The organism is Achromobacter sp. JUb104, from assembly GCF_024806975.1.
Classification (GTDB): Bacteria; Pseudomonadota; Gammaproteobacteria; order Burkholderiales; family Burkholderiaceae_B; genus Achromobacter; species Achromobacter spanius.
The window spans coordinates 780,489-804,456 of record NZ_JANUEY010000003.1; the positions used below are offsets into that span (position 1 = coordinate 780,489).

The following is a 23,968-nucleotide window of genomic DNA, read 5'->3' on the forward strand; positions in this document are numbered from 1 at the left end:
TGTCCATCAGATGGACTAATCATGATTAAAGACCGGACATCAACCGGCTAACCAGCGTAGTCCCCACAACACCAGCATGCCCGCCACAATGACCAACACGGCGCTGCGGGTACGCAAAAAAACCAGGATGGCGACCAGGCCGGCCACCAATTTGTAATCGAACACCGGGCCCAAGCCCGCCTTCCAGGGCAGCAGGTCGGGCACGACGATGGCGGTCAGCGCGGCGGCGGGCGCATAGCGCAACGCGCGACGCACGCCATCGGGCAAAGGAATGTAGTCGCCAAACAGCATGAAGCCGGCGCGCGTCAACACGCTGCACAAGGCCAGCAACAGGATGGCCGAATAGACGTAGATTTCAGAGGGCCAGAGGGTCATGGGCGCGCCTTGAAGAATCGTTCGGCCCACATGCCGGCCACCACGCCGGCCACGACGGCCGCCGCCAGCCCCAACCGCAAAGGCAGCACCTGCCCCGTCCAGGCGACCACCCCGGCAGCCAGCATGGACACCAGCATCGGCTTGGAACTGGCCAGGGGCACGGTGATTGCCAGCAGCGCCAGCACCGCGGCGAAATCCAGCGACCACCCGGTGGGCACCATGGTCCCTAGATAAATACCCACGATCGAAGACGATTGCCAGACCAGCCAGCCCGGCACGATCGTGCCCAGGAAGAACCACAGCTGGTCGCGCGTGCCGCGTTCGGCCGAATCCCCGTAACGCGGCATGAACAGGACGAAGCCCATGTCGGTGGTGAAGTAGCCCAGCCCCAGGCGCTTGGGCCAGGACAGGTGGCGGAAGTACGGTTGCAATGCCGCGCCGAAGATGATGAAGCGGAGGTTCACCACGAAACCCGCCGCGAAAATCAGCCACAGCGGCGCCCCCGTGGCGATCAGCGGAAGCGAGGTCAGTTGGGCCGAGCCCGCGTACAGCAGCAGGGTCATGGCCAGCGCCATGGATTCCGTCAGGCCGGACTTGACCATGGCCACGCCGGTTACCAAGCCCCAGGTCGCGGTGGCGATCAGCGCGGGCACGATGGCGTGGACGCCCGAGCGAAACGCGTTCAGACGTTGCTGGCGAACCGCACCGGGATCTTCGGATTCAGGAAACGCGGATTCAGAGGACAACGGCTGACCCCTGGCGATTCGGACAGGACGACATGGGAACTCTTACGGATTGCGTGGGCCGAATGGCACCACGCCGGTGCGCGAATAGGCCAGTATTGTAACCCCGTCGCTTGATACAATAAGCGCCTGAAATTTCTTGGCTGGTGGCGGCCTGGCGCACTCCAAAATCGGCCGTGGTGAATGGCCGCGTCCCGAAGTACCATCACTGGCTACGTAAGATGCGATCTTAATTCGTCATTCGCGCGGGCGGTCCCAGACCGGCCACCCTGCCCAACCTGCCGTTTATCGGTTTTTTATTCAGGAATATCCATGACCGCTGCTGCTCCGGCCGCCGTCCCCAACGCTCACGAAGTCATTGAAGTCGGCGCTGAAGACCTGCCCGTTTTCTGTCCCGGCCCGAAAGCGCCGCTGTGGAGCATGCACCCCCGCGTCTTCCTGGACGTGGCCCGCACCGGCTCCGCCAGTTGCGCCTACTGTGGCGCGCAGTACCGCCTGAAGGCCGGCACGGTGCTGCACGGCCACCACTAAGCACGCCGACGCCGACCCGCCGCACAACGCCACCGTCACAGCAGCCATGTTTGCCACACCCGAAGAAGCCGAACACGCATTCTACGAAGCCCTCGAACAGGGGGACAGCGTCCGTCTGATGCAGGTGTGGGCCGACGACGAAGAAGTCATCTGCATCCACCCTGGCGGCCTGCGCATCGTCGGACACTCGGCGGTGCAGGAATCCTGGCAACAGGTGCTGTCCAATGGCCCGCTGCACGTACGCCCATTGCGCCCACTGGTCATGCTGAGCATGATGTGCGCGGTGCACGTGCTGGTTGAACAGGTGGCCGTGCGCACACGGGAAGGCATGCAGTTTGCAAACTGCTACGCGACGAACATCTACCACAAGGGCCCAACCGGCTGGCGCATGGTCATGCACCATTCGTCTTCGGCGCCCACGGAAGCCGGGGTGCTCGACTTGCACGACGTACCCGACATGCTGCATTGAATCGGGTGGATTTTTAGTTGGCCGCTGCTCGTCTTGACTCGTCCCCCTGCCCCGTTCCCTCCTGGTTGCCCGGAGGCGACAGCCAGACGGTCTACGCATCCCTGTTCGCGCAATACCATCGGATCGCCTTCGTGCGGGATCGGGTGGACACGCCCGACACCGATTTCGTGGACTTTGACTGGACCGGCCCAGGGCTGTTTCCGCACAAGGCCGCCGATGGCGCGCCCGTCAGCGGACAGGGGCCTGTCGCCAACGGCAAAACCGCCGCGGCGCGCTGGATGACGGCGCCCGACTGGCAGTCCCTGCCGCAGACGCCCGACACGCCCGCGCTGATACTGCTGCATGGTTTGGAAGGCGGCAGCAACAGCCGCTATGCCCAGTCCATCGCCCACTATTTCCGCGCGCGCGGATGGATCGTGGTGATCGCGCATTTTCGCGGTTGCTCGGGGGTTCCCAACCGGCTGGCCCGTGCGTACTACTCCGGCGATTCCGCCGAAGTCGGCTTTTTGCTGAAAACCGTGCGCGACCGCATACCCCATGCGCGCTGGCACGCGGTGGGCGTTTCGCTGGGCGGCAACGCGCTGTTGAAATACCTGGGTGAACACCAGGAAGACACCCCCTGGTTGACTGCCGCCGCGGGCGTGTCGGTACCGCTGGACCTGGTCGCCTGCGGCAAGACCTTATCCACCGGCATCTTCAACCGGCGCGTGTACACCGCCCATTTCCTGAAGACGCTCAAGCACAAGGTGCTGGAAAAGGCACATCGCTTTCCGGGTTCCATTGACGTGATGCGTATCGCGCACGCCCATGACCTGCGCGAATTCGATGACACCTACACCGCGCCCATGCACGGCTTTCGCAACGCGCTGGATTACTGGACACGCGCGTCCAGCAAACCCTGGTTGCCCAAGATCTCGGTACCCACACTGGTGCTCAACGCGCGCAACGATCCGTTCATCCCGGCGGCTTCGCTGCCCAAGCCGGAAGATTGCTCGCCTGTGATCTTGCTGCACCAACCCAGCGACGGCGGGCATGCCGGATTCCCCACGGGCGCGTTTCCCGCGCATCTGAACTGGTTGCCGCAACGCCTGGGGCGCTTCTTCGAAACGGGCCTGTAAGGCAACGCGCCCGGCTTTCAGCCGGGCCGCGCGCCTGCCGCGTCAACCCGATTTGAAGCGTTCCAGCAACTGCCGCTCTTCGGCCAGCTTGTCTTTCACTTCCTTGATCTGCACGTCGATCTGCGATTGCTCGTAGAAATCGGTGGACAGCCCGCGCGCCTGCTGCAACTGCGACTCCGCGGCGGCAAACGCGCCGGTCATCACATAAAAGCGCGCCAGGTCGCGGCGCGCCTGCACCGGTCTGCCGTTGCGCTCTTCGCTTTGCGCCAGCATCTGATAAAGACTGGGTTCGTCGCTACCCCATTGCTTGATCTTCGCGCGCAGATAGTCTTGCGCGTCGGCATGGCGGCCATTGCCTTGCAGCGCCTGGGCGTAGGCGATGCCCAGCGCCCGCTGGTCGGGCCAGCGCTTGGTGGCCGATTGGGCAAGCTCCAGCGCGCGCGGATAGTCCTTGCGGGCTAATGCGATATCGACGCTGAGCTTGGCAAGCTGAGCGGAATTGCGCCCCCCGGCCGTGGCCAGATTCCAGAGCCGCTCCGCTTCCGTCAGGTTGTTGCGCTGAAACGCCTGCAAGGCCAACCCATAGTAGGCAGCCGACTGGCGTACGCCGGACAGCGCCTGCGCCTCATCCTGCAATTGCTGGCCGGCCGACCGCAAGCTGACGGCATCGCGCCCCTGCACCACGCGCATCTTGGCGCGCACGTACCAGAAGTCGTCGCTATCAATATGGCGCGAGGGTGGCAGCGAGCGCACGCGGTTCTGCACGTCAGACATACGCTCGATGGACAGCGGGTGGGTGCTGGCCCACGAGCCCCCGCCCGCGCCCTCGTTCAGGCGCGAGGCGTTCATCAGGCGCGAGAACATCTGGGACATGCCTTCGGCGTCGTAGCCCGCCTTGGTCAGCATCTGGAAGCCGGCGCGATCCGCCTCGCGTTCGGCATCGCGTGAAAAACCCAGTTGGCGGTTGATGGCCGCCGCCTGGCCAAACGCCGCGACGCCCATCGCCAGGTTGCCGCCGCCGCCCGCCAGCGCCGCCAGCAGCGCCCCCGCCAGGCTGGCCAGCATCACCATGCTGTTCTGGCTCTGCTGCGTCATGCCGCGCGCGATGTGGCGCTGCACGACGTGGCCGATTTCGTGCGCCAGCACAGCGGCCAATTCGGACTCACTGGCCGACGACACAATCAAGCCGGTATTCACACCGATGAATCCGCCGGGCATGGCGAAGGCGTTGATCTCGGGGTCGCGCACGCCGAACATTTCCACCTCGGGCACGGCGCCGGGCGCAAACGCGGCCAGCTTGCGGCCCATGGTCGTCAGGTATTGGCTGAGTTCAGGGTCATCGACGTAAGTGGGGTCGCGCCTGCCCTGCGACATGATGGCTTCGCCCAGGCTGCGTTCCAGCATCGGGGAGAGCTCGGCGGCGGATGCCGCGCCCATGGATGGCAGGCCAACCGGTTGCGCCCAGGCAGCAACCGGAATGGAGGGGGCGATCAAGGCGGCGCTCAGGCCGAGAATCGCGCTGCGTTTCGCAATAGCGCAAATGGATGGCATTTTCCTGCGGTTCATAAGCCTATGATAGCGATGAGCTTAAAATGTTTCATCGATACTCCCAACGAGGTCTCAATGCGTCCCGTCCGTAAAGCCGTTTTCCCCGTCGCCGGGATGGGCACCCGCTTCCTGCCCGCCACCAAGGCGATGCCCAAGGAAATGCTGCCCGTGGTCGATAAGCCGTTGATTCAATATGCCGTTGAAGAGGCCGTGGCCGCCGGCATCACCGACCTGATTTTTGTGACCGGCCGCAACAAGCGCGCCATCGAAGACCACTTCGACTCCGCCCCCGAGCTTGAGTCCGACCTGGAGAGCAAGGCCAAGCATGAGCTCTTGGCCATGGTGCGGGGCATTCTACCCGCGCATGTGAATTGCCTCTACATTCGCCAGTCCGCCCCGCTGGGCTTGGGCCACGCCGTGCTGTCGGCCGCCCCCGCCGTGGGCGACGAGCCCTTTGCCGTGTTGCTGGCCGACGACCTGATCGACGCCGACACGCCCGCCATGAAGCAGTTGGTGGATGTTGCCGTTGCCCAGAACGCCAGTGTGCTGGGCGTGCAGGACGTGCCCCGCGCCGATACCCGCAAGTACGGCATCGTGGCCACCCGCGCCGGCGAAACCCATCTGGATCCCCGCACCGAGCGCGTCACGCACATTGTTGAAAAGCCCGAACCCGATGTCGCTCCGTCGACGCTTGCCGTCGTGGGCCGCTACGTGCTGGAAGCCGCCATCTTCGACCATCTGCGCTCAACCAAAATGGGCGCCGGCAATGAAATCCAGTTGACCGATGGCATTGCCTCGATGATGCGCGAACGCGCCGTGTTCGCGCACCGTTTCGAGGGTGTGCGCTACGACTGCGGCAACAAGGCCGGCATGTTCCAGGCCACCGTGGCCCTGGGCAAGAAATACCACGGCCTGATACCGGAATAAGCCCGAGCCAAGGCCCGCGCTAGCCTGATAGCGCCGCCCGAGCCTTGGCCCGGGCGCGCGCATCGCGGTCCACCTTGCGCAGCCGCCCCTTGGCGGACAGGCGCATCAGGGTGCCCAGCGCCACCATCAATCCAATCACCTCGACCAGCGCGGCGGGAATCCACATGGTCAGGCCGCCGATGGTCTGGTCCGTTTGGGCCGACATCGCGATGGCGCGACCGCACAGTTCAAACAAGGGATAGATATCGCTTTCGGTGAAGGCGATGACGGCGCCCGCCACCATTTGCGGCAGCATGGTCAGCACGGGGGATATGACGCGACCACCCGGCGTCATGGCCGCGGGCGGCGCGGGGCGACGGTCCAGGATCAGGTTCCAGTACATGAAACCGCTGATCACGACCGACCAGTTCATCAGGCGGTACAGCCGCCAGTCCAGCATGGAATAGAACTGCACCGACGGAATCAGCCAGATCAGCACCAGGAAGACGAACAGCGCGGGAACGAAGATTTTATTGGTCAGCACCGCGACCGTGACCCGGCCGCTGCGCGTGCGCAGAAAATCACGCAGGCGGATACGCCAGGCCATCGGCAGGCCGGCGCGCATGACTTGCCCCGGAAAGGCCGCCATCACCAGCAGCGGACCCAGGTGGTGCAGCACCAGATGCTGGATGCGATGGATGAAGAACATCCGTTCGGCGTAGTAATCCACCCGGGTGTGCAGCGACAAATACAACAGCACCAGCCCGGCCCAGAACAGGAAGCGGCGCGCCCCGGTCACATGATGCACACGCTGGCCGCGCACGAACAGCACGATCGCCACCACGAAGGAAGCGACCAGCGTGGGAGAGAACTCCCAAGGTATGAGCCATTCAAGACTATCCATGCGGGCCATCCGAAAGACACCGGGGAAGACAAAGGCGGCGACAGGCGCCAACCCGTGCGCTGATTGTAGTAGACCGCGCCGGCCCGTGGTCCGGTGGGTCGGCAGGATCAGAAGTGATGCGAAACGCCCGCTCCGACGCGCGTGGTGTGGGAATGGGCGGAGTCAAACTGCGTATCCAGCGTGTAGTTGGACGCATAGCCGGCAAAGCCGTAGAGCGTCGTGCGCGCGGACAGGGCATAGGTATAGCCCAAGGTGGCCACCTGCGCCTTGCGCGCCGTCATGCCGTTGTCCCATTGCCAGTCGGGCCGCGCCATCGACCACTGCACCAGCACGGCGCCGGGGCCCACGGGCACGCTGGCGCCCAGCAGCCAGGCATTGATGGCCCCGCCCTGCACAAACGGGGCCGGACCCAGCCCCTGGCCCGGCGTGTCGGGGTCACCCCCGTTCAGGCCCACATAGCCATTTTTCTGGCGCGTCCAGGCCAACGAGACCTTGAGCACATCAAAGTCGACCGCCGCGCCCAATTGCACGGCGCGCGGTCGCTTGCCACTGCCTGCCGGGGAATCCGCCAACTGCAATTGGTCCCAGGTAGCCACGGCCAGCAGCGGGCCACTTTCGAACTTCAAGCCGGCGCTGGCGGCGCGCGGGTTCTGCCGGGTCCGAAAATGATTTTGGTCGTCGGGATCGAAGGAATAGCCGACGCCGATTTGAAAACCGTTCCAGTCCGCCGACGTAACGTTCACCATATTGCCGAACTGGAAGTTGTCCGAGGCCTTGAACGTGGCGCCCATGCCCATGTCCTTCCACGAGGCGATCTCCAACGCGGACCCGTAGATCTGGCCGATCGTGGATTGGCGCCCGATGCGGACCTCGCCGTAGCGGTCGCTGCCCACGCCCACCCAGGCCGCGTAGTTGAACAGGCGGCCATCATCTTCCGCCTTGCCGCTGGACGGATCGAAGCCGCTTTCCAGGCGAAAGCGAGTACGCCAGCCGCCGCCCAGATCTTCGGTGCCGGACAGCCCCCACAGCGAATCCGTCAGACCCCCGTTCAACACGCTAGCGCCGCTACCTTGGCCGGACACCCGGGTTACCGCCACGCCGGCGTCAACCACGCCGTACAAGTGCAGGCCGATGTCTTCGACCGCCGCCGCGGCAACCAGCGCCGGCGGCATGCTCAGGCCCGCCATGAGCGCGGTGCAAAATGCTTTTTTCATGCTCTTCTCCTATCAGGGCGGACACCCGCGCCCGCCCTGTCAGATGTGACCCTATCGTGGTCTTATTGCCAGCCGTAGCGGCGTACCCAGATGCCCTTAAGCAACTGCGTCAGCACGCAATAGCTCAGCAACACCCCCACCAGCCAAGGGAAGTACGCCCACGGCAAGGCCTGCAACTGGAAGTACTCAGCCAACGGCGAGAACGGCAGTGCCAGGCCCAGCACCACCACCATTCCCGTCATGGCCAGCAATGGCCACGCCGCGCGGCTTTGCAGGAAGGGAATCCGGCGTGTGCGGATCATGTGCACGATCAGGGTCTGCGACAGCAGGCCTTCCACGAACCAGCCGGACTGGAACAGCGTCTGATGCTCGGGCGCATTGGCCTGGAAGATGAACCACATGATGGCGAACATGGCGATGTCGAACAGCGAGCTGATCGGACCAAAGAACACCATGAAGCGCCCCAAACCATCCGCGTCCCATTGCTGCGGCTTCTTCAGCAGTTCTTCATCGACGTTGTCGAAAGGAATCGCCGTTTGCGAAATGTCGTACATCAGGTTTTGCAGCAGCAGATGGATCGGCAACATCGGCAGGAACGGCAGGAAGGCGCTGGCCACCAAGACCGAGAACACGTTGCCGAAGTTGGAGCTGGCCGTCATCTTCAGGTACTTGAGCATGTTGCAGAAGGTCTTGCGGCCTTCGATCACGCCGTCCTCCAGCACCATCAGGCTCTTTTCCAGCAAGATGATGTCGGCGGCTTCCTTCGAGATATCCACCGCTGAATCCACCGAGATGCCGACGTCGGCGGCGCGCAGCGCCGGCGCATCGTTGATGCCGTCGCCCATGAAGCCCACCGTGTCGCCTTGCGCGCGCAGGCTGCGCACGATGCGCTCTTTGTGCGCGGGAGTCAGCCGGGCGAAGACATTGGCTTCCCGCACGGCAACAGCCAGTTGCGCGTCGTCCATGGCCTCGATCTCCGCGCCAAGATAGACGTGGCGCACGTCGAAACCGACTTCGCGGCAGACCTTCTGCGTGACCAGTTCCACGTCGCCGGTCAGCACCTTGACCTCGATGCCTGATGCTTTCAGCGCCGCCAGGGCCGGGGCGGTCGATTCTTTTGGCGGATCCAGGAAGGCCATGTAGCCCACCAGCACCAAGTCGGATTCGTCGGCCACGCCATAGGTCAACTGCGTGGGCGGCATTTCCTTGACGCCCACCGCGATCACGCGCAGTCCGTCGCGGTTAAGTTCCGCCGTCACGCGCCGGATATCCGCGCGCCGCGCATCCGTCAACGGGAGCACCGAGTCGCCCACGCGCAGCCGAGTGCAAGCCAGCAGCATTTCTTCCAGCGCGCCCTTGCAGATCAGTTCGTGATGGTCGCGGCCGTTCTCGGTTTCATTGACCACGACGGACATCCGGCGACGCGAGAAATCAAAGGGAATTTCATCCACTTTGCGATACCTGGCGGCCAGGTTCAGGCTGCGCTTGACCTCCGCGTGCTGCAGCACCGCCACGTCCAGCAGATTCTTCAGGCCGGTCTGGTAGTAGCTGTTCAGATAGGCATAGGCCAATACGTCGTCGCTGCTGGATCCATAGACGTCGGTATGCCGTTCCAGCACGATGCGGTCTTGCGTCAGCGTGCCGGTCTTGTCCGTGCACAGCACGTTCATCGCGCCCAGATTCTGGATGGCGTCCAGCCGCTTGACCACGACTTTACGGCGCGACATGCGCAAGGCGCCCTTGGCCAGCGTGGCCGTGACAATCATCGGCAGCATTTCGGGGGTCAAGCCCACGGCAATGGCCAGCGCAAACAGCAGCGCCTCCAGCCAGTCTCCCTTGGTGAAGCCGTTGATGAGCAACACGATGGGCGCCATCACCAGCATGAAGCGGATCAGCACCCAGCTGACGCGGTTGATGCCCTGCTGAAACTGCGTCGGCGCGCGGCTGGCCTGCGTCACCCGGCCGGCCAACTGGCCGAAATAGGTATTGGCGCCCGTGGCGATGACCAAGGCGCTGCCCGAACCGCTGACCACGTTGGTACCCATGAATGCCATGTTTTCCAGCTCAAGCGAGTTCTCGGTCGCTTCGCGCTGGACGGCATGCTTTTCAACCGGCAGTGACTCGCCCGTCAACGCAGCTTGAGCGACGAACAGGTCTTTGGCGTTCAGGATCCGGCAATCGGCGGGAATCATGTCGCCCGCGGACAGCAGCACCACATCGCCCGGCACCAGCTCGGCCAGTGGCACTTCCATCTGGTGCGAGCCTGAGTCATGCAGGGGGGCGCCGAACAATCGCCGGGCGTTGCCGGTCGTCGGCGCCTCGGCGTTCACGCGCAGCACGGTGGCGGTGTTCTGCACCATGGCTTTCAGCGCTTCGGCCGCGCGGTTCGAGCGCAATTCCTGAGCGAAGCGCAGCACGGTGGAGATCAGCACCATCGACCCGATGATGCCCACCGCCGTCCACGATTTGTCGTCAGGCTCGGCCATGCGCACATCGGTCAGCCACGACAGGCCGGCCAATGCGGTCAGCAGCAGATTGAAGGGATTGCGATAGGACAGCCACAGGTGCGAAACCCAGGAGAGCGGCTTTTCGTGGTCGACCTCGTTGGCGCCATGGCGTTCACGCGCCGCTTGCGCCTGGGCTTCCGACAGGCCTCCACGCCCGCTGGCCAGCTGCGAGAACAAGGCATCAAGCCCCATGCGCGACCGCTCCAGCATATGGCGGTTGGCGCGGCGCGAGGCCTCGGACGGCGTCGACACGGCGCCGTTTTGGCTGCCCTGTTCAAGAATGGGAGTGCGCCGGAAATGCCGGCTTGCGCGCCGCCGGCCCGAGGCGGACGAAAAAAAAGATTTCAGGAAGGTAAACATCGGAGTGCTCCGGTTCTTGTTTGATTTCTTGTCGGAGACACGGGCGCCCCTGCCCCTGGGCCTGACACGCGGGCAGCGGCGGGCCACGGCTTTCACGCTGAAAGCCGTCAAGCCACCCCTGATGGGCGTGCGCAGGCACCGGGGCGAAGTTGCCGGTGTCCGGATCGCGGTGAAGTCGCGCCGGAGTGCGGAAAACGGAAAGGGAGCTAGCTAGGAATCGAGTCCGACGCCTTAGGGCGCGTCCGTCGTCAAAGACGGGGCCTTGGCCGGGGATTCATTGCTGCGGAGTCCGCCAGAACCGGAATAGCTGTCCGGCCGGTCGGCTCGCAAGAGTAGACAGGTCAGACAGGCATGCCGGCGCCACACACAGGGCGCAATCGAGGGTCGGGGTCTAAGGCACTAGGCATGATTTCTCCTGGGGGAAGCAGCGGTTCTCAAGCGGCCATTGCGGCGGCTTGCGCGCCAAAATGCACGTGGCGAACGGCGGGGTTGGCGCTGAGGCGGCGCGCTTGCGACATCAATTCAGCGCGCAATTCGGGCGGGCAATTGACGGTGATGCAAGCTGACGCCAGGTTCGGGTCGCGGCCTTGGTCGACCTGCACTTGCGAGACATCCAGGCCGGCGGCGCTGAAGTCCAGGCAGATCTGCTTGCGCAAGGCGCCCAATTCGTCGCGCGGACAAATGACCGTCAAACGCGACGTGCCGCGACGGCGGCTCAGGGCGGTGGCACGGTCTACGCCAGCGCGGCGTAGGAACAAGTCGAAGAAACGCATAACGACCTCCATTGCAAGATGGGGAGCGGTATCGCGAGTACGCGAGCAGCCGGACGCGGCGCATGGCGGACGAACACAAGACGTGCACGAACGCTGACGCTGCGACTAGCGGCGGTTCTGGCGGTTTACGTTGGGGAATTTCCCGGCAAGCCGAAGGCCTGCGCTATTGCCCGGGTAGAAGCCCGAAGCTTGGGATACGCCGCAACCTGTATGACAGGATGCGGCAGATGGAGCTCTGCGTGTTTCCTGTCAGACAGCGATGTCGATGCAAGATCGACTACTTTCGCCGGAATCGGTATTCACGAAGACTGCTCCTGAGATGGATAACGGACGGATTTTACGCGGGTTTCCACTGATGGACAAGGTTTTTGCGGTTTAACGTCACAACGATGCAAAAAAGATAAAGCGGCGCAAAGCGCGTCGGCCTCGCGCCGCTTTTCCCATTCACCTTGCCAGCGTCAGGCGTAGAAATGCCACCCCAGATAGGTGGCGAACAAGGCATAGAAACCACCCACCGCCGACAGCGCCGGCACGGTCATCACCGAGCGGCGGAAACGCAGCCACAGCAGGCCGATCGACAACATGGTGAACAGGCCGGCCGCCAGCAAGGGGGCGTCCAGCAACCACGGCGTCATGAAGATTCCCAGTGAGCTGGGAATGGTTGCCTGGATCATCATCGCGCCCGAAATATTGGCCAGCGCCAGGCGTTCCTTGCCCTGGCGCACCCAGATCAGCGCGTTCATGATTTCCGGAAGTTCCGTGGCAACCGGCGCCAGCAGCAAGGCAGCGACGTGCGGCGATGCGCCCATGGCGATGCCCAACAGCTCGATCTGGTTCACGAAAACGTGCGACGCGCCGGCAATGACAAGCAACGCCAGGATGGTTTGCGTGGCGGCCCAGAACATGGACGGGTCGGTGTCGCTGGGGCGCAGCTTCAACGGCTCAAGGTCTTCGCTATCCGCACGCGCCTCGTCATGGCTGAGTTCGCGCCTGACGTACATGCCGTAGGTGGCCAGGAACAGGATGCCCAGCCAGGGCTTCCACGCAAAGGCCAGCAAGCCCAGGCCCACCTTGAAAAGGAAGATGCCCATGAACCAGGCCTGGTCGCGGGCCAACCGGCGCTGGTCCGCGTTGATACAGTTGGCTTTTTCCGGCTGGCCGCCGCGGCGTGCGCGCCACAGGGCAATACCCACCACCGCGTACGCCAAGGTGGCCAACACCAGCGGGCCGCCCATTGCCGCGCCGACGCCGATGTCTTTCTGTTCAGGGGTGTCGCCGAACACGACCGCCATGAAGGTGACCGCGCTTTCCGGCAACGCCGTACCAAAGGCCGCCAGAATCGTGCCGGTGGCGGTGGCGCCCAGGTGGAAGCGGTGTCCGACCCATTCCACGCCATTGACGAAGAATTCGCAGGCGAAGTAAATCACTGCCGCGGACAGGAAAAACAGAAACAGGGTGAGCAACATATGAATGCAGCCGGACGAGCAGAAACCAATTGGCGCGACGCAACGGCTCGCCCGGCTAGGGTGAACGCTACGCGGCCAAAGGTCTCGCCTGGCTGATCCATGCGACGGGCGATGCCGCTTGCATGGAAACCGTTAGCGCCATGGAGTTCTAGCAACCGCTACGCGGCACTGAACCACCAAGTCTGTTGACGCTAACTCCTTTGGGGACAAAGGATGGCTACTCCCCAATGACAGAGCCGCGATTGTAGCAGCGCGAATCGGGCCGTCCAGTGAATCCCGCGCGGGGTTCGCGTGATGCGCATCTGCTGTTGTTTGCGCGCGATAGCGGGGTAAAGTAGGCCGCATCCACATCTTTCGCGGGGTTCGCGCCCCTGCCCGCCATGAGCCTGCCTCCCGCTGACATCGCCCCGTTCGTCGCCCGCCGCCAACGCCTGATGGAACGGATGCGCGCCGATGGCGGCGGCATCGCCATCCTGCCGACCGCCCCCGAAGCCATCCGCAACCGCGACGCCGAATTCCCGTACCGCCACGACAGCGACTTTTTCTATCTCACCGGCTTTACCGAACCCGGGGCCTGGCTGGTGCTGATCGCGGGCGCCACGGACCGCGCGGTGCTGTTCTGCCGGCCGCGCCATGTGGAACATGAAGTCTGGGAAGGCAAGCGGTTCGGCCCCGAGGCGGCGGCCGACTACTTCGGCTTTGACGACGCCCATCCGATCGATGCACTGGATGAATTGATCCCCAAACTGATGCTGGACCATCCCACGCTTTATGCGCCGCTGGCGGGCGACAAGCGCAGTGACGGGCACTTGCATCGCTGGCTGGCCGCCGCGCGCGACGCTGGCCGCGCGGGCCACGCTCCGCCCGTCCGCCAACAGGACATCCGCGCGGTGTTGGCGGAAATGCGCCTGGTCAAGGACCCGGCCGAAATCGCCACCATGCGGCGGGCCGCCAAGATATCGGCCGGTGCGCACGCGCGCGCCATGCGGGTCACCCGCCCCGGCATGCACGAGTACGAACTGGAAGCGGAATTGCTGTATGAATTCCGCCGCCACGGCGCGCAGGCCGTGGCCTACAACAGCATCGTGGCGGCGGGCGCCAATGCCTGCGTGCTGCACTACCCGGCCGGCGAGGCCGTGCTGCGCGACGGTGACCTGGTCCTGATCGACGCAGGCTGTGAAGTCGACAGCTACGCCAGCGACATCACCCGGACCTTTCCCGTGAACGGACGCTACAGCGGCCCGCAGCGCGCGCTGTATGACTTGACCGTGGCCGCCCAGCAAGCCGCCGCGGCCGCGACCGCGCCCGGGCGCACGTTCAATGACGGCCACGAGGCCGCATTGCGCGTGCTGGCGCAAGGCATGCTGGACCTGAAATTGTTGAAGGGATCGCTTGACGGCGTGCTGGAGTCCGGCGACTACAGCCGCTTCTACATGCACCGCACCGGCCACTGGCTGGGCCTGGACGTCCACGACGCGGGCGACTACCGCCAGCCCGGCCCCGCGCAAGGCGGCGACCGCCCGTGGCGCACACTGGAGCGCGGCATGATGCTGACGATTGAACCGGGCATCTACGTGCGTCCGGCGGACGACGTGCCGGAAAGCTACTGGAACATCGGTATCCGCACGGAAGACGATGCGCTGGTTACGGATGAAGGCTGTGAACTGATCACGCGCGGCGTGCCGGTGGAAGCCAGCGAGATCGAGGCATTGATGCGCGAATAGGCGCGGGCTACAGCTTCAGGCCGTCCAGCCAGCCCATGGCCACCCAGACGTAGACCACCACCATGGCGATGGCGAACATCGACACCACCGAGCCCACCAGGCACGCCAGCAGCGCCACCAGCACCGGCCCCCAGCCCGTGGACGTGGGCCGGCCCTGCCCGGGGTTGTAGCGCCGGTCGAATTTTTCGTCGGACATCAGCGAAAACACCGCGCTTTCGATGAAGCCGTCGATCATCGGAATGAACAACAGGAAGAAGGCGGGGTTGTCGTACCAGACGGGGTAATAGCGGAACGCACAGAACAGGCTGACCACGGCCAGCAGTGTCACGGCCCAGGCGTAGCGGCGGCCCAGATACCACCAGTGCGCGCCCAGCCACCCAAACAGGCAAGCCAGCAGCCCCACGGCGACCTTGCCGCGCGGACGCCGGGCGGGTGCGGCGGACAGTGAAGGTGAAGCCTGAACCTGCGTCATGGGAATCAACCTCGGGATCAACCGTAAAGGGTGAGGCGCGGCTAGCCGCGCTGGCTGTGCCGGATTGTAGTGGACGGTTAAAATCCCGCCATGACTGCATCCGCCTTCGACATTGCGATTCTTGGCGCCGGCCCCGTGGGCCGCGTGCTTGCCCTGATGCTGGCGCGCGTGGCGCCGGACCCGGCGCGCATCGCCCTGCTCGCCGGCAGCGCGCCGGCCCCGGCCACCCCCGCGGCGGCCGTGCCTGCCGCGGACCCCCGCGTGCTGGCCATGAACCACGGCAGCCGCGTGCTGCTGGAATCGTTGCAGGCCTGGCCCGAGCGGTCGGCTGATATTCGCAACATCCATGTATCGCAGCGCGGACGTCTGGGCCGCACCGTCATTCAGCACACGGATTTCGGCGTGCCGCAGTTGGGCAGCGTGGTGGCCTATTCCGGTTTGCACGCCAAGTTGGACGAGCGCGTGGCGGCCTGTGGAGTCACCGTGCTGCCCGGCCCCGGCGCCCTGATCGAAGGCCAGGACGCCGACGGGGTGCGCATCACGCAAGGGGACCACACCCTGCTGTGCCAAGTTGCCGTGCAGTCTGACGGCGCGGGCGCCACCGACGTGCGCCGCGACTATGGCCAGCATGCCGTACTGACGACGGCCCACGCCACGCTGCCGCGCCGAGGCTGGGCCTGGGAACGCTTTACTTCCGAAGGCCCGCTGGCCCTGCTGCCGCATCCGCAGACGCCGGACGCCTATTCGGTGGTCTGGTGCAGCGCGCCGGAACGGGCCCAAGAACTGGCCGCGTTGGACAACGCGGCGTTCTCGTCGGCGCTGTCCGCCGCCTTTGGCGACCGCCTGGGCAGATTGTCGAGCCAAGCGCCCCGCCACGTTTTTCCGCTGGCGCTGGCCGCCCGCCGCGCCCAGGTGCAAGGGCGCGTGGCCGCCATCGGCAACGCCGCCCAGACCCTGCATCCCGTGGCAGGCCAGGGCCTGAACCTGGGCTTGCGCGACGCCGCCAGGTTGGCCCAGACGCTGGCCGGCTGGCTGGCCCGGCCCGAGTCCAGCCCGACTTCCCTCTTGACCGAGTTTGCCCAGGCCCGTCAGGTCGACCGCGCCATCACCGCGGGCCTGACCGACCTGATGCCGCGCGTGTTCGCGACCGGTCTGGCCCCGGTTGAACATGCCTGCGGGCTGGCCTTGCTGGGAATGGATCTGGCGTCGCCGTTGCGCGCCCCGCTGGCCCAGCATCTGCTGCAAGGCTTTCGCGCCTGATCCCCCCGCGATCCAAGCACAATCCGGCCCCGCCACCCGGCCCTGAAATGGGACCCAGGAATAGGGTCGGATCCGCCTGATTTCTCCCTTCTTGTTACCAAGCTGTCGCCCTCGAAAAATGGGGGTTTGATCGAGCCGGTTAAAATGTGACCATGCGCATAGGCCAGTGGACCCTTCCCAACAACGTTCTAGTCGCGCCCATGGCGGGCGTGACGGACCGTCCGTTCCGACAACTTTGCAAGAAGTTGGGGGCGGGCTATGCCGTGTCCGAAATGGCCGCCAGCAACCCCAAGCTGTGGGACAGCGTCAAGACGTCGCGCCGCCTGAACCACGATGGCGAAATTGCGCCCATTTCGGTCCAGATCGCGGGCGCCGACCCGGCCATGATGGCCGAGGCCGCCGTCTTCAACGCCGGCAAGGGCGCGCGCATCATCGACATCAACATGGGCTGCCCGGTCAAGAAAGTGTGTAACGTGGCGTCGGGGTCGGCGCTGCTGCGCCATGAAGACCTGATCGTCCGCATCCTGGACGCCGTGGTGTCGGCCTGCGCGCCGCTGGGCGTGCCGGTCACCTTGAAGACCCGCACGGGTTGGGACCGCGATAGCCGCAACGCCTTGCGCGTGGCCAAGCTGGCCGAAAATGCCGGCATCGCGGCCCTGACGCTGCACGGCCGAACCCGCGCCGACCTCTATACGGGCGAGGCGGAATATGACACTATCCGCGCCGTCAAGGCCGAGCTGAGCATCCCCGTGATCGCAAACGGAGATATCGACTCTCCTGAAAAAGCCAAGCAAGTCCTGGATTACACTGGCGCCGACGCGGTCATGATTGGCCGGGCGGCACAGGGCCGTCCCTGGATCTTCCGCGAAATCGATCACTATTTGCGCACGGGCGTATCACTGGCCCCGCCCTCCCATGGGGAAATGCGCGAGCTGTTGCTTGAACATCTCGACGACCATTACCGCTTCTATGGCGAGCACACCGGCGTACGCACGGCGCGCAAGCATATCGGCTGGTATCTGGACGGCCTGCCGGGCGCGGATTCGTTCTGCGCCCGCATGAACCTGATCGACAATACCCGCGACCAGTGGCGGGCGGTGTCGGATTGGTTCGACACCCTCTCGCGCGACGGCGAGCCCCACCCGGCGCCGGTCGCAGAAGCCCTGCTGGCGGCATGACCGCCTCAACACCAACATAAAAATATCTGTACTCAAATGAGCAAGAAAGATGTCCTGGAAGAATGCGTGCGCGCCAGCCTGGAGCGCTATTTCGAAGACTTGGGTGAATCCGAGCCCCACGATATGTGGGACATGGTGATGCGCTGCGTTGAACGCCCGGTGCTTGAAGTGGCGCTGGAGCGATCGGGCGGCAACCAGTCGCGCGCGTCTGAAATGCTGGGCATCACCCGCAACACCCTGCGCAAGAAGTTGCTGGCGCACAATATCCAGGTATAGCTTTTCCGCGAGGGCGGCCCCCCGGCGGGCGCCGCCCTCTTCTACGCCGATTTCCCATCCTGACCTGAACGAGAAAGGCGCACCGCCCGACTCCCGTCCCCCACCATGAAAATCGAAACCGCCCTGCTTTCGGTGTCCGACAAGACCGGCATCGTTGAATTTGCCCGCGCCCTGGCCGCGCGTGGCGTGCGCCTGCTGTCAACTGGCGGCACCGCCAAGTTGCTGGCCGACGCCGGCCTGACCGTCACCGAAGTGGCCGGCCACACGGGTTCGCCGGAAATTCTGGATGGCCGCGTCAAGACGCTGCACCCCAAGATTCACGGCGGCCTCCTGGCCCGTCGCGACAGCGCCGAGCACATGGACACCATCAAGGCAGCGGGCATCGATCGCATCGACATGCTGGTGGTCAACCTGTACCCGTTCCGTGAGACGGTGGCCAAGCCTGATTGCACGTTCGCCGACGCGGTCGAGAACATCGACATCGGCGGCCCGGCCATGCTGCGCGCGGCCGCCAAGAACCACGGCACCGAAGCGGGTGGCGTGACGGTCGTGATCGACCCGGTGGACTATTCGCGCGTGCTGGCCGAAATGGACAAGAACGGCAGCACGTCTTATGGCCTGCGCCTGGCGCTGGCCTCGAAGGTGTATGCCCACACGGCCGCCTACGACGGCGCCATCGCCGCCTACCTGACCAGCCTGACTGAAGCCGAACCGGCCCAGGAAGCCGTGCCGGCGCGTAACGAATGGCCCGGCACGCTGACCTTGCAGGTCAAGCAAGAGCAGGCGCTGCGTTACGGCGAAAACCCCCATCAGACCGCCGCCTTCTATGTGGACGCGCAGCGTCCCGCCGGCCTGTTGGGCAACTACCGCCAACTGCAGGGCAAGGAACTGTCCTATAACAACATCGCCGACGCCGACGCCGCATGGGAATGCGCGCGCAGCTTCGACGCGCCTGCCTGCGTCATCGTCAAGCACGCCAACCCCTGCGGCGTGGCCGTGGCGGCCAACACGCTGGGTGCCTACCAGCAAGCGTTCAAGACCGACCCGACCTCCGCGTTCGGCGGCATCATCGCCTTTAACCGTCCGGTGGACGCCGCCACGGCCGAAGCCGTCAGCGCCCAGTTCCTGGAAGTGCTGCTGGCGCCCGCCTACGACGGCGCCGCGCTGGCCATCCTGGCCGCCAAGAAGAACGTGCGCGTACTGGAAGTGCCGATGGGCGTGGGCCAGAACGCCTTCGACATCAAGCGCGTGGGCGGCGGCTGGCTGGTGCAAAGCCCGGACGCCTACAACGTGCCGCGCGACGCGCTGAAGGTGGTCAGCAAGCGCCAGCCCACCGAACAGGAAATGAACGACCTGGCTTTCGCCTGGAAGGTTGCCAAGTACGTCAAGTCCAACGCCATCGTCTTCGTGGGCGGCGGCATGACCTTGGGCGTGGGCGCCGGCCAGATGAGCCGCATCGACTCGGCGCGCATTGCGTCGATCAAGGCGGAAAACGCCGGCCTGACGCTGAAGGGTTCGGCCGTGGCGTCGGACGCTTTCTTCCCGTTCCGCGACGGCCTGGACGTGGTGGTGGCGGCGGGCGCAACCTGCGTCATCCAGCCCGGCGGCAGCATGCGTGACGATGAAGTCATCGCCGCCGCCGACGAGCATGGCATCGCCATGGTGCTGACCGGCACCCGCCACTTCCGCCACTGATGCGCGTCCTGGGCATCGATCCCGGCTTGCGCCGCACCGGCTTCGGTGTGATCGATGCCGAGGGCTCGCGGCTGCGCTATGTGGCCAGCGGGACCATCGTGGTCCCGCCGGCGCTAACGCTGGCCGAGCGCCTGAAAGTCATTCTGGACAATCTGCGCGAAGTGGCGCGCGACACGCAACCCGATGTCGCCGCGCTTGAAATCGTCTTTCTGAACACCAACCCCGCATCCACGCTGCTACTGGGCCAGGCCCGGGGCGCGGCGCTGTGCGCATTGGCGGACAGTTCGCTGGCGGTGCACGAATACACCGCCTTGCAGATCAAGAAGGCCGTGGTGGGCACCGGGCGAGCCGCCAAGGAGCAGGTGCAGATGATGGTGCAGCATCTGCTGTCGCTGGACGGTGTGCCCGCGCCCGACTCCGCCGACGCGCTGGCCTGCGCCATCTGCCACGCGCACGTCGGGCCCTTGCAGGACAAGCTGGAACGGCTGGGCACGGCATTGCGCATGGGCGGCAAGACGCGCTTGCGCAACGGCCGGTTGATCGGCTGATTCCTGCCCGCCAGGCCGCGCGGCGTTCAAGCGCTGCGCCCGGACACCCCCTACCCGCCTCGTACCGACTCTTGCACGTATAGAATGCCCGCATTCGCCGCGCATTCCGCGCGCGCCATTGCTACCAGGCCATCATCACCATGATCGGACGCATTACCGGAACCCTGATCGAAAAGCTGCCTCCCACCATCTGCGTGGACGTGGGCGGCTTGGGGTATGACATCGACGTGTCCATGAGCACGCTGTACTCGCTGCCGGAAACCGGCGCGCGCGTCACGCTGTATACGCACCTGACGGTGCGTGAAGACGCGCACATCCTTTATGGCTTTGGCACGGCCAGCGAACGCAGCGCGTTTCGCGAGCTGATCAAGGTCAGCGGCATTGGCGCGCGCACGGCGCTGTCGGTGTTGTCCGGCATGTCGGTGGCGGACTTGGCGCAGGCCATCACCTTGCAGGAAACGGGCCGTCTGACGCGCGTGCCGGGCATCGGCAAGAAAACCGCCGAACGGCTGTTGTTGGAAATGCGCGGCAAGCTCGGCGCGGACATCGGCGCCACCTCGCACGCCACGCCGGACAACCAGTCGGACATCCTGAATGCCCTGCTGGCGTTGGGCTATTCGGAAAAGGAATCGCTGTCGGCGCTGAAGACGCTGCCCGAAGGCGTGGGCGTGTCCGACGGCATCAAGCAGGCGCTCAAGGCACTGGCGCGCTAGGTCTGGGTAGTGCGCTGCAAATAACGCGGCGCCACGGCCTCAAGACCCGTCGGCACCACATGCAATTCGGGTGCGATCGGGCCTACGCAGATGTTGTCGCGGCGCAAGGAATCCAGGTTGTCGCGCGACATCAAGGGTTCGCCCGGCATGCATTCGAACAGGCGCGCCTGCATGCGCCCGACACCCATGGGCACGGGAATCACGGGCCGAGGGTTGCCGCTCCAGGCGGCACACAAGCGGGCGATCTCACCCAGCGTGTAGATCTGCGGGCCGCCCAGCTCGTACGTCTTGCCGCAGGTGTGGGTATCACCCAGCGCGGTCGCCATGGCTGCCACCACGTCGCCCACATACACCGGCTGCATGCGCGCATGCGCGCCCGCCAAGGGCAAGACCGGCAGCCAGCGGGCCAGTGATGCAAACATATTGGTGAAATTGTCGTCCGGGCCGAAGATGACCGACGGACGGAAAATGGTCCAGCCACCGTCGTTGCTGGATGAAAACTCGCTTTTGATGGCGGCTTCGCCATCGCCCTTGGAACGCTGGTACATGCTGTCGCCCTGCGAATCGGCGCCTAGCGCGCTGATATGCAGCAGGCGGCGGACGCCATGGCGCTGGCAGGCCCGCGCAATGCGTTGCGGCAGATGGACGTGCGCGCGCGCAAAATCAGAGCCGTAGGGCTTGCCGACGTTGCCGTGCAGGATGCCCACCAGATTCACCACCACGTCGCAACCCGTGACCAGTTGGTCCAGCGCGGCATCGTCATGGATGTCGGTCTGGATGAGCGTGGTGGTGGGATGGACTTGCAGTTCGCTGCCGCGCGCCAACAGGCGGGTCGGCACGATGATCTGGTGCAGGTCGCCGGAAAGCCGGGCAATCAGGTGACGGCCGATGAAACCGGTGCCGCCGATGACAAGGATACGCATGCCGCAGCCCCCTGTTCGTCAGGATCGAGACCCGATTCTGCCCTGCACGGACAACAACCGCAAGCACGCATCGGCGGCCCGGGGTGCGGGCCGCTTGATGCGCGTCATAGGGGCGTCATTCTGGCGGGGTCAGGACGCCAGCAGCTTGGCGTAGGCCGGAAGGTCGACGTTGCCGCCGCTGATGATGACCCCGACCCGCGCGCCTTGCACCGGCACCACGTTCTGCATCACCGCGGCCGCGGCCAGGCAACCCGTGGGTTCCACCACCATCTTCATGCGTTCGGCAAAGAACTTCATGGTGGTGACCAGTTGGGCGTCCGACACCGTGACGATGTCGCGCACATATTTCTGGATGAGCGGGAAGGTCAGGTTACCCAGGTGGGTGGTGGCGGCGCCATCGGCCAAGGTTTTGGGGGCGGGAATTCGGACGATTTCACCCTTGCGCAGCGACTGCTGGCCGTCGTTGCCGGCTTCGGGCTCAACGCCGTACACCAGGCAGCGCGGGCTGAGCGCAAAAGCCGACAAGGCGGATCCCGACAACAGGCCGCCGCCACCCAGGCAGACGAACAGGTAGTCCAGTTCGCCCACTTCCTCGAACAATTCCTTGGCCGCCGTGCCCTGACCCGTGATCACGTCTTCGTGGTCGTAGGGCGGAATCAGCGTGGCCCCGGTTTCGGCCTTGATACGCCGCGCGATCTGTTCGCGGTCTTCGGTGTAACGGTCATAGGTGACGATCTTGCCGCCGTAGCCTTCGGTGGCGGCGCGCTTGGCCGCCGGGGCGTCCAGCGGCATGATGATCGTGGCCGACACGCCCTGCAGCTTGGAGGCCAGCGCAATGGCTTGCGCATGGTTGCCCGACGAGAACGTCACCACGCCGGCGGCGCGCTGCTCGGGCGTCAGGCGCGCGATGGCGTTGTAGCCACCGCGGAACTTGAAGGCGCCCATGCGCTGGAAGTTCTCGCACTTGAAGAAGATCGACGCGCCGCTGATGGCGTCGGCCGTGGCCGAGGTCAAGACGGGCGTGCGGTGGGCGTTGCCGGCCAGGCGCTCGCTGGCGCGCACGACGTCATCATAGGTAGGCAGTTCGGGCAGCATGGGAATCCGGTCCTTTGATAGCGGGGATGTCGAAACCCAAGGATCATAAACCCGCCACGCCGATCGCGCCGCGCACGCGACCCAACCCGCCTACTTGTTGAAGAGCTCGCCGGTGCCGGTGGCCGCGCCAGCGGGAGGCGCCAGGCCCAGATGGCGCCAGGTGGACAGCGTGGCGGTGCGGCCGCGTGGCGTGCGTTGCAGATAGCCGTGCTGGATCAGGTAGGGCTCGATCACGTCTTCGATGGTGTCGCGCTCTTCGCCGATTGCGGCCGCCAGGCTGTCCACGCCCACCGGGCCGCCATCGAACTTGTGGATGATGGCTTCCAGCAGCTTGCGGTCCATCAGGTCCAGGCCCTGGGGGTCGACTTCCAGCATCGCCAACGCGCGGCCGGCGACGTCGGCATCAATGGTGCCGCTGGCCTTGACCTCGGCGTAGTCGCGCACGCGACGCAGCAAGCGGTTGGCGATACGCGGGGTGCCGCGCGCGCGGCGCGCCACTTCCGCCGCGCCGTCGGGCGTGATGACGGCGTTGAGCAAGCCCGCGCTGCGCGTCACGATATGGCCAAGGTCCGTGGCGTTGTAGAACTCCAGCCGCGACACGATGCCGAAGCGGTCGCGCAGCGGGTTAGTCAGCATGCCCGCCCGCGTGGTGGCGCCCACCAGCGTGAACGGCTGCAAATCCAGCTTGACGCTGCGCGCGGCCGGGCCTTCGCCGATCAGGATGTCGATCTGGAAATCTTCCAGCGCCGGATAGAGAATTTCTTCAACCACGGGCGACAGGCGGTGGATTTCGTCGATGAACAGCACATCGTTCTTTTCCAGGTTGGTCAGCAACGCGGCCAGGTCGCCCGGGCGTTCCAGCACGGGGCCGGAAGTCTGGCGCAGTTGCACGCCCATTTCGTGCGCAATGATGTGGGCCAGCGTGGTCTTGCCCAGCCCGGGCGGGCCGAAGAGCAGCACGTGGTCCAGGGCTTCGCCGCGCTTGCGCGCCGCGGCGATGAAGATTTCAAGCTGCTCGCGTGCGCGCTGCTGGCCCACATATTCCTGCAGCGCCTTGGGCCGCAAGGCGCGCTCGATCGATTCCTCGTTGGGCGATACCGGCTGCGGCGCCACAATGCGGGGGGCGTCGGGACGAGAGGAAAGGGAATCGGACTGGATGGCCATGGTGCG

At 65.1% G+C, this 23,968-nt stretch carries 23 protein-coding genes and 1 riboswitch; of the genes, 11 read left to right on the forward strand and 12 right to left on the reverse strand.

The genetic code is table 11. From position 1 onward, the window contains the following. Positions 1 to 39: 39 nt before the first annotated feature. A complete protein-coding gene (locus tag M2361_RS24070) occupies positions 40 to 375 on the reverse strand; it encodes an AzlD domain-containing protein (protein ID WP_100852923.1) in 336 nt (111 codons plus the stop codon). After that, on the reverse strand, positions 372 to 1,121 hold the full coding sequence (locus tag M2361_RS24075) for an AzlC family ABC transporter permease (protein WP_167400933.1): 750 nt from the start codon (positions 1,119 to 1,121) through the stop codon (positions 372 to 374). The genes M2361_RS24070 and M2361_RS24075 overlap by 4 nt, the downstream gene beginning before the upstream one ends. A 309-nt stretch (positions 1,122 to 1,430) precedes the next feature. Here M2361_RS24075 and M2361_RS24080 point away from each other — a divergent pair, with 309 nt between their 5' ends. Genes M2361_RS24080 through M2361_RS24090 form a run of 3 tightly spaced genes read left to right on the forward strand, consistent with a single transcriptional unit; the run spans position 1,431 to position 3,236 of the window. Further along, complete coding sequence (locus tag M2361_RS24080; RefSeq protein ID WP_100852924.1) at positions 1,431 to 1,649, forward strand: zinc-finger domain-containing protein; 219 nt, start codon at positions 1,431 to 1,433, stop codon at positions 1,647 to 1,649. 46 nt (positions 1,650 to 1,695) lie between these two features. Further along, complete coding sequence (locus M2361_RS24085; protein ID WP_050447305.1) at positions 1,696 to 2,118, forward strand: nuclear transport factor 2 family protein; 423 nt, start codon at positions 1,696 to 1,698, stop codon at positions 2,116 to 2,118. Positions 2,119 to 2,135: 17 nt separating this feature from the next. Further along, complete coding sequence (locus tag M2361_RS24090) at positions 2,136 to 3,236, forward strand: YheT family hydrolase (protein WP_259252299.1); 1,101 nt, start codon at positions 2,136 to 2,138, stop codon at positions 3,234 to 3,236. Between the two features lie 42 nt (positions 3,237 to 3,278). Here M2361_RS24090 and M2361_RS24095 read toward each other — a convergent pair whose 3' ends face one another. Next, positions 3,279 to 4,802 (reverse strand): M48 family metalloprotease, encoded by a 1,524-nt coding sequence (locus tag M2361_RS24095; protein WP_310508927.1) that lies wholly within the window; start codon positions 4,800 to 4,802, stop codon positions 3,279 to 3,281. A gap of 57 nt (positions 4,803 to 4,859) precedes the next feature. On the opposite strand from M2361_RS24095, the gene galU reads away from it, so the two are divergent. Continuing rightward, positions 4,860 to 5,711, forward strand: a complete 852-nt coding sequence (gene galU / locus M2361_RS24100) for a UTP--glucose-1-phosphate uridylyltransferase GalU (protein ID WP_100852926.1) — start codon at positions 4,860 to 4,862, stop codon at positions 5,709 to 5,711. A 19-nt stretch (positions 5,712 to 5,730) separates the two neighbouring features. Here the strand turns inward: galU and M2361_RS24105 are convergent, their stop codons facing one another. The 5 genes from M2361_RS24105 to M2361_RS24125 form a co-directional block, all read right to left on the reverse strand. Continuing rightward, entirely contained in the window at positions 5,731 to 6,603 is an 873-nt protein-coding gene (locus M2361_RS24105; protein WP_127183631.1) for a cytochrome c oxidase assembly protein, read from the reverse strand. Between the two features lie 98 nt (positions 6,604 to 6,701). Then, on the reverse strand, positions 6,702 to 7,808 hold the full coding sequence (locus M2361_RS24110; RefSeq protein ID WP_404976439.1) for a porin: 1,107 nt from the start codon (positions 7,806 to 7,808) through the stop codon (positions 6,702 to 6,704). Between the two features lie 62 nt (positions 7,809 to 7,870). Next, positions 7,871 to 10,675 (reverse strand): magnesium-translocating P-type ATPase, encoded by a 2,805-nt coding sequence (gene mgtA / locus M2361_RS24115; RefSeq protein ID WP_259252304.1) that lies wholly within the window; start codon positions 10,673 to 10,675, stop codon positions 7,871 to 7,873. Positions 10,676 to 11,109: 434 nt separating this feature from the next. Continuing rightward, on the reverse strand, positions 11,110 to 11,448 hold the full coding sequence (locus M2361_RS24120; RefSeq protein WP_050447311.1) for a hypothetical protein: 339 nt from the start codon (positions 11,446 to 11,448) through the stop codon (positions 11,110 to 11,112). A gap of 458 nt (positions 11,449 to 11,906) precedes the next feature. Beyond that, entirely contained in the window at positions 11,907 to 12,914 is a 1,008-nt protein-coding gene (locus M2361_RS24125; RefSeq protein WP_259252306.1) for a sodium:calcium antiporter, read from the reverse strand. Positions 12,915 to 12,916: 2 nt separating this feature from the next. Further along, positions 12,917 to 13,159, reverse strand: a riboswitch (yybP-ykoY riboswitch). A gap of 135 nt (positions 13,160 to 13,294) precedes the next feature. Between M2361_RS24125 and M2361_RS24130 the strand changes: the two genes are divergently transcribed. Then, a complete protein-coding gene (locus M2361_RS24130; protein WP_259252307.1) occupies positions 13,295 to 14,638 on the forward strand; it encodes an aminopeptidase P N-terminal domain-containing protein in 1,344 nt (447 codons plus the stop codon). Positions 14,639 to 14,645: 7 nt separating this feature from the next. Here the strand turns inward: M2361_RS24130 and M2361_RS24135 are convergent, their stop codons facing one another. Next, entirely contained in the window at positions 14,646 to 15,110 is a 465-nt protein-coding gene (locus M2361_RS24135) for a TM2 domain-containing protein (protein ID WP_259252309.1), read from the reverse strand. 90 nt (positions 15,111 to 15,200) lie between these two features. Here M2361_RS24135 and M2361_RS24140 point away from each other — a divergent pair, with 90 nt between their 5' ends. The 6 genes from M2361_RS24140 (at position 15,201) to ruvA (ending at position 20,780) form a co-directional block, all read left to right on the forward strand. Further along, positions 15,201 to 16,370, forward strand: coding sequence for a UbiH/UbiF/VisC/COQ6 family ubiquinone biosynthesis hydroxylase (locus M2361_RS24140; RefSeq protein ID WP_259252311.1), 1,170 nt, complete (start codon positions 15,201 to 15,203; stop codon positions 16,368 to 16,370). Positions 16,371 to 16,522: 152 nt separating this feature from the next. Beyond that, complete coding sequence (dusB, locus tag M2361_RS24145; RefSeq protein WP_259252663.1) at positions 16,523 to 17,548, forward strand: tRNA dihydrouridine synthase DusB; 1,026 nt, start codon at positions 16,523 to 16,525, stop codon at positions 17,546 to 17,548. 36 nt (positions 17,549 to 17,584) lie between these two features. Continuing rightward, entirely contained in the window at positions 17,585 to 17,824 is a 240-nt protein-coding gene (locus tag M2361_RS24150; protein ID WP_006217670.1) for a helix-turn-helix domain-containing protein, read from the forward strand. 105 nt (positions 17,825 to 17,929) lie between these two features. Then, positions 17,930 to 19,519, forward strand: coding sequence for a bifunctional phosphoribosylaminoimidazolecarboxamide formyltransferase/IMP cyclohydrolase (gene purH / locus M2361_RS24155; RefSeq protein WP_259252317.1), 1,590 nt, complete (start codon positions 17,930 to 17,932; stop codon positions 19,517 to 19,519). After that, positions 19,519 to 20,067 carry a crossover junction endodeoxyribonuclease RuvC gene (ruvC, locus tag M2361_RS24160; RefSeq protein ID WP_046803487.1) on the forward strand — a complete coding sequence of 183 codons (549 nt, stop codon included), beginning with the start codon at positions 19,519 to 19,521 and terminating at the stop codon, positions 20,065 to 20,067. The genes purH and ruvC overlap by 1 nt, the downstream gene beginning before the upstream one ends. Before the next feature lie 140 nt (positions 20,068 to 20,207). Beyond that, positions 20,208 to 20,780 (forward strand): Holliday junction branch migration protein RuvA, encoded by a 573-nt coding sequence (ruvA, locus tag M2361_RS24165; protein WP_100852938.1) that lies wholly within the window; start codon positions 20,208 to 20,210, stop codon positions 20,778 to 20,780. On the opposite strand, the gene M2361_RS24170 is transcribed toward ruvA, so the two are convergent. The 3 genes from M2361_RS24170 to ruvB all read right to left on the reverse strand — a co-directional run bounded on the left by M2361_RS24170 (position 20,777) and on the right by ruvB (position 23,962). Then, a complete protein-coding gene (locus M2361_RS24170) occupies positions 20,777 to 21,703 on the reverse strand; it encodes a complex I NDUFA9 subunit family protein (protein WP_259252321.1) in 927 nt (308 codons plus the stop codon). The genes ruvA and M2361_RS24170 overlap by 4 nt on opposite strands. A 129-nt stretch (positions 21,704 to 21,832) precedes the next feature. Beyond that, positions 21,833 to 22,798 (reverse strand): threo-3-hydroxy-L-aspartate ammonia-lyase, encoded by a 966-nt coding sequence (locus tag M2361_RS24175; protein WP_259252323.1) that lies wholly within the window; start codon positions 22,796 to 22,798, stop codon positions 21,833 to 21,835. Positions 22,799 to 22,888: 90 nt separating this feature from the next. Then, positions 22,889 to 23,962: a Holliday junction branch migration DNA helicase RuvB gene (gene ruvB, locus M2361_RS24180; RefSeq protein ID WP_100852941.1), complete on the reverse strand. Its 1,074-nt coding sequence runs from the start codon at positions 23,960 to 23,962 to the stop codon at positions 22,889 to 22,891. Positions 23,963 to 23,968: the final 6 nt, after the last annotated feature.

Excerpts from the sequence above, each read along its gene's own strand:
- M2361_RS24070 (WP_100852923.1), bottom strand. The coding sequence starts at position 375 with ATGACCCTCTGGCCCTCTGAAATCTACGTCTATTCGGCCATCCTGTTG.
- M2361_RS24080 (WP_100852924.1), top strand. The coding sequence starts at position 1,431 with ATGACCGCTGCTGCTCCGGCCGCCGTCCCCAACGCTCACGAAGTCATT.
- M2361_RS24085 (WP_050447305.1), top strand. The coding sequence starts at position 1,696 with ATGTTTGCCACACCCGAAGAAGCCGAACACGCATTCTACGAAGCCCTC.
- M2361_RS24095 (WP_310508927.1), bottom strand. The coding sequence starts at position 4,802 with ATGAACCGCAGGAAAATGCCATCCATTTGCGCTATTGCGAAACGCAGC.
- galU (WP_100852926.1), top strand. The coding sequence starts at position 4,860 with ATGCGTCCCGTCCGTAAAGCCGTTTTCCCCGTCGCCGGGATGGGCACC.
- M2361_RS24105 (WP_127183631.1), bottom strand. The coding sequence starts at position 6,603 with ATGGCCCGCATGGATAGTCTTGAATGGCTCATACCTTGGGAGTTCTCT.
- M2361_RS24110 (WP_404976439.1), bottom strand. The coding sequence starts at position 7,808 with ATGAAAAAAGCATTTTGCACCGCGCTCATGGCGGGCCTGAGCATGCCG.
- mgtA (WP_259252304.1), bottom strand. The coding sequence starts at position 10,675 with ATGTTTACCTTCCTGAAATCTTTTTTTTCGTCCGCCTCGGGCCGGCGG.
- M2361_RS24120 (WP_050447311.1), bottom strand. The coding sequence starts at position 11,448 with ATGCGTTTCTTCGACTTGTTCCTACGCCGCGCTGGCGTAGACCGTGCC.
- M2361_RS24125 (WP_259252306.1), bottom strand. The coding sequence starts at position 12,914 with ATGTTGCTCACCCTGTTTCTGTTTTTCCTGTCCGCGGCAGTGATTTAC.
- M2361_RS24130 (WP_259252307.1), top strand. The coding sequence starts at position 13,295 with ATGAGCCTGCCTCCCGCTGACATCGCCCCGTTCGTCGCCCGCCGCCAA.
- M2361_RS24135 (WP_259252309.1), bottom strand. The coding sequence starts at position 15,110 with ATGACGCAGGTTCAGGCTTCACCTTCACTGTCCGCCGCACCCGCCCGG.
- M2361_RS24140 (WP_259252311.1), top strand. The coding sequence starts at position 15,201 with ATGACTGCATCCGCCTTCGACATTGCGATTCTTGGCGCCGGCCCCGTG.
- dusB (WP_259252663.1), top strand. The coding sequence starts at position 16,523 with ATGCGCATAGGCCAGTGGACCCTTCCCAACAACGTTCTAGTCGCGCCC.
- M2361_RS24150 (WP_006217670.1), top strand. The coding sequence starts at position 17,585 with ATGAGCAAGAAAGATGTCCTGGAAGAATGCGTGCGCGCCAGCCTGGAG.
- purH (WP_259252317.1), top strand. The coding sequence starts at position 17,930 with ATGAAAATCGAAACCGCCCTGCTTTCGGTGTCCGACAAGACCGGCATC.
- ruvC (WP_046803487.1), top strand. The coding sequence starts at position 19,519 with ATGCGCGTCCTGGGCATCGATCCCGGCTTGCGCCGCACCGGCTTCGGT.
- ruvA (WP_100852938.1), top strand. The coding sequence starts at position 20,208 with ATGATCGGACGCATTACCGGAACCCTGATCGAAAAGCTGCCTCCCACC.
- M2361_RS24170 (WP_259252321.1), bottom strand. The coding sequence starts at position 21,703 with ATGCGTATCCTTGTCATCGGCGGCACCGGTTTCATCGGCCGTCACCTG.
- M2361_RS24175 (WP_259252323.1), bottom strand. The coding sequence starts at position 22,798 with ATGCTGCCCGAACTGCCTACCTATGATGACGTCGTGCGCGCCAGCGAG.
- ruvB (WP_100852941.1), bottom strand. The coding sequence starts at position 23,962 with ATGGCCATCCAGTCCGATTCCCTTTCCTCTCGTCCCGACGCCCCCCGC.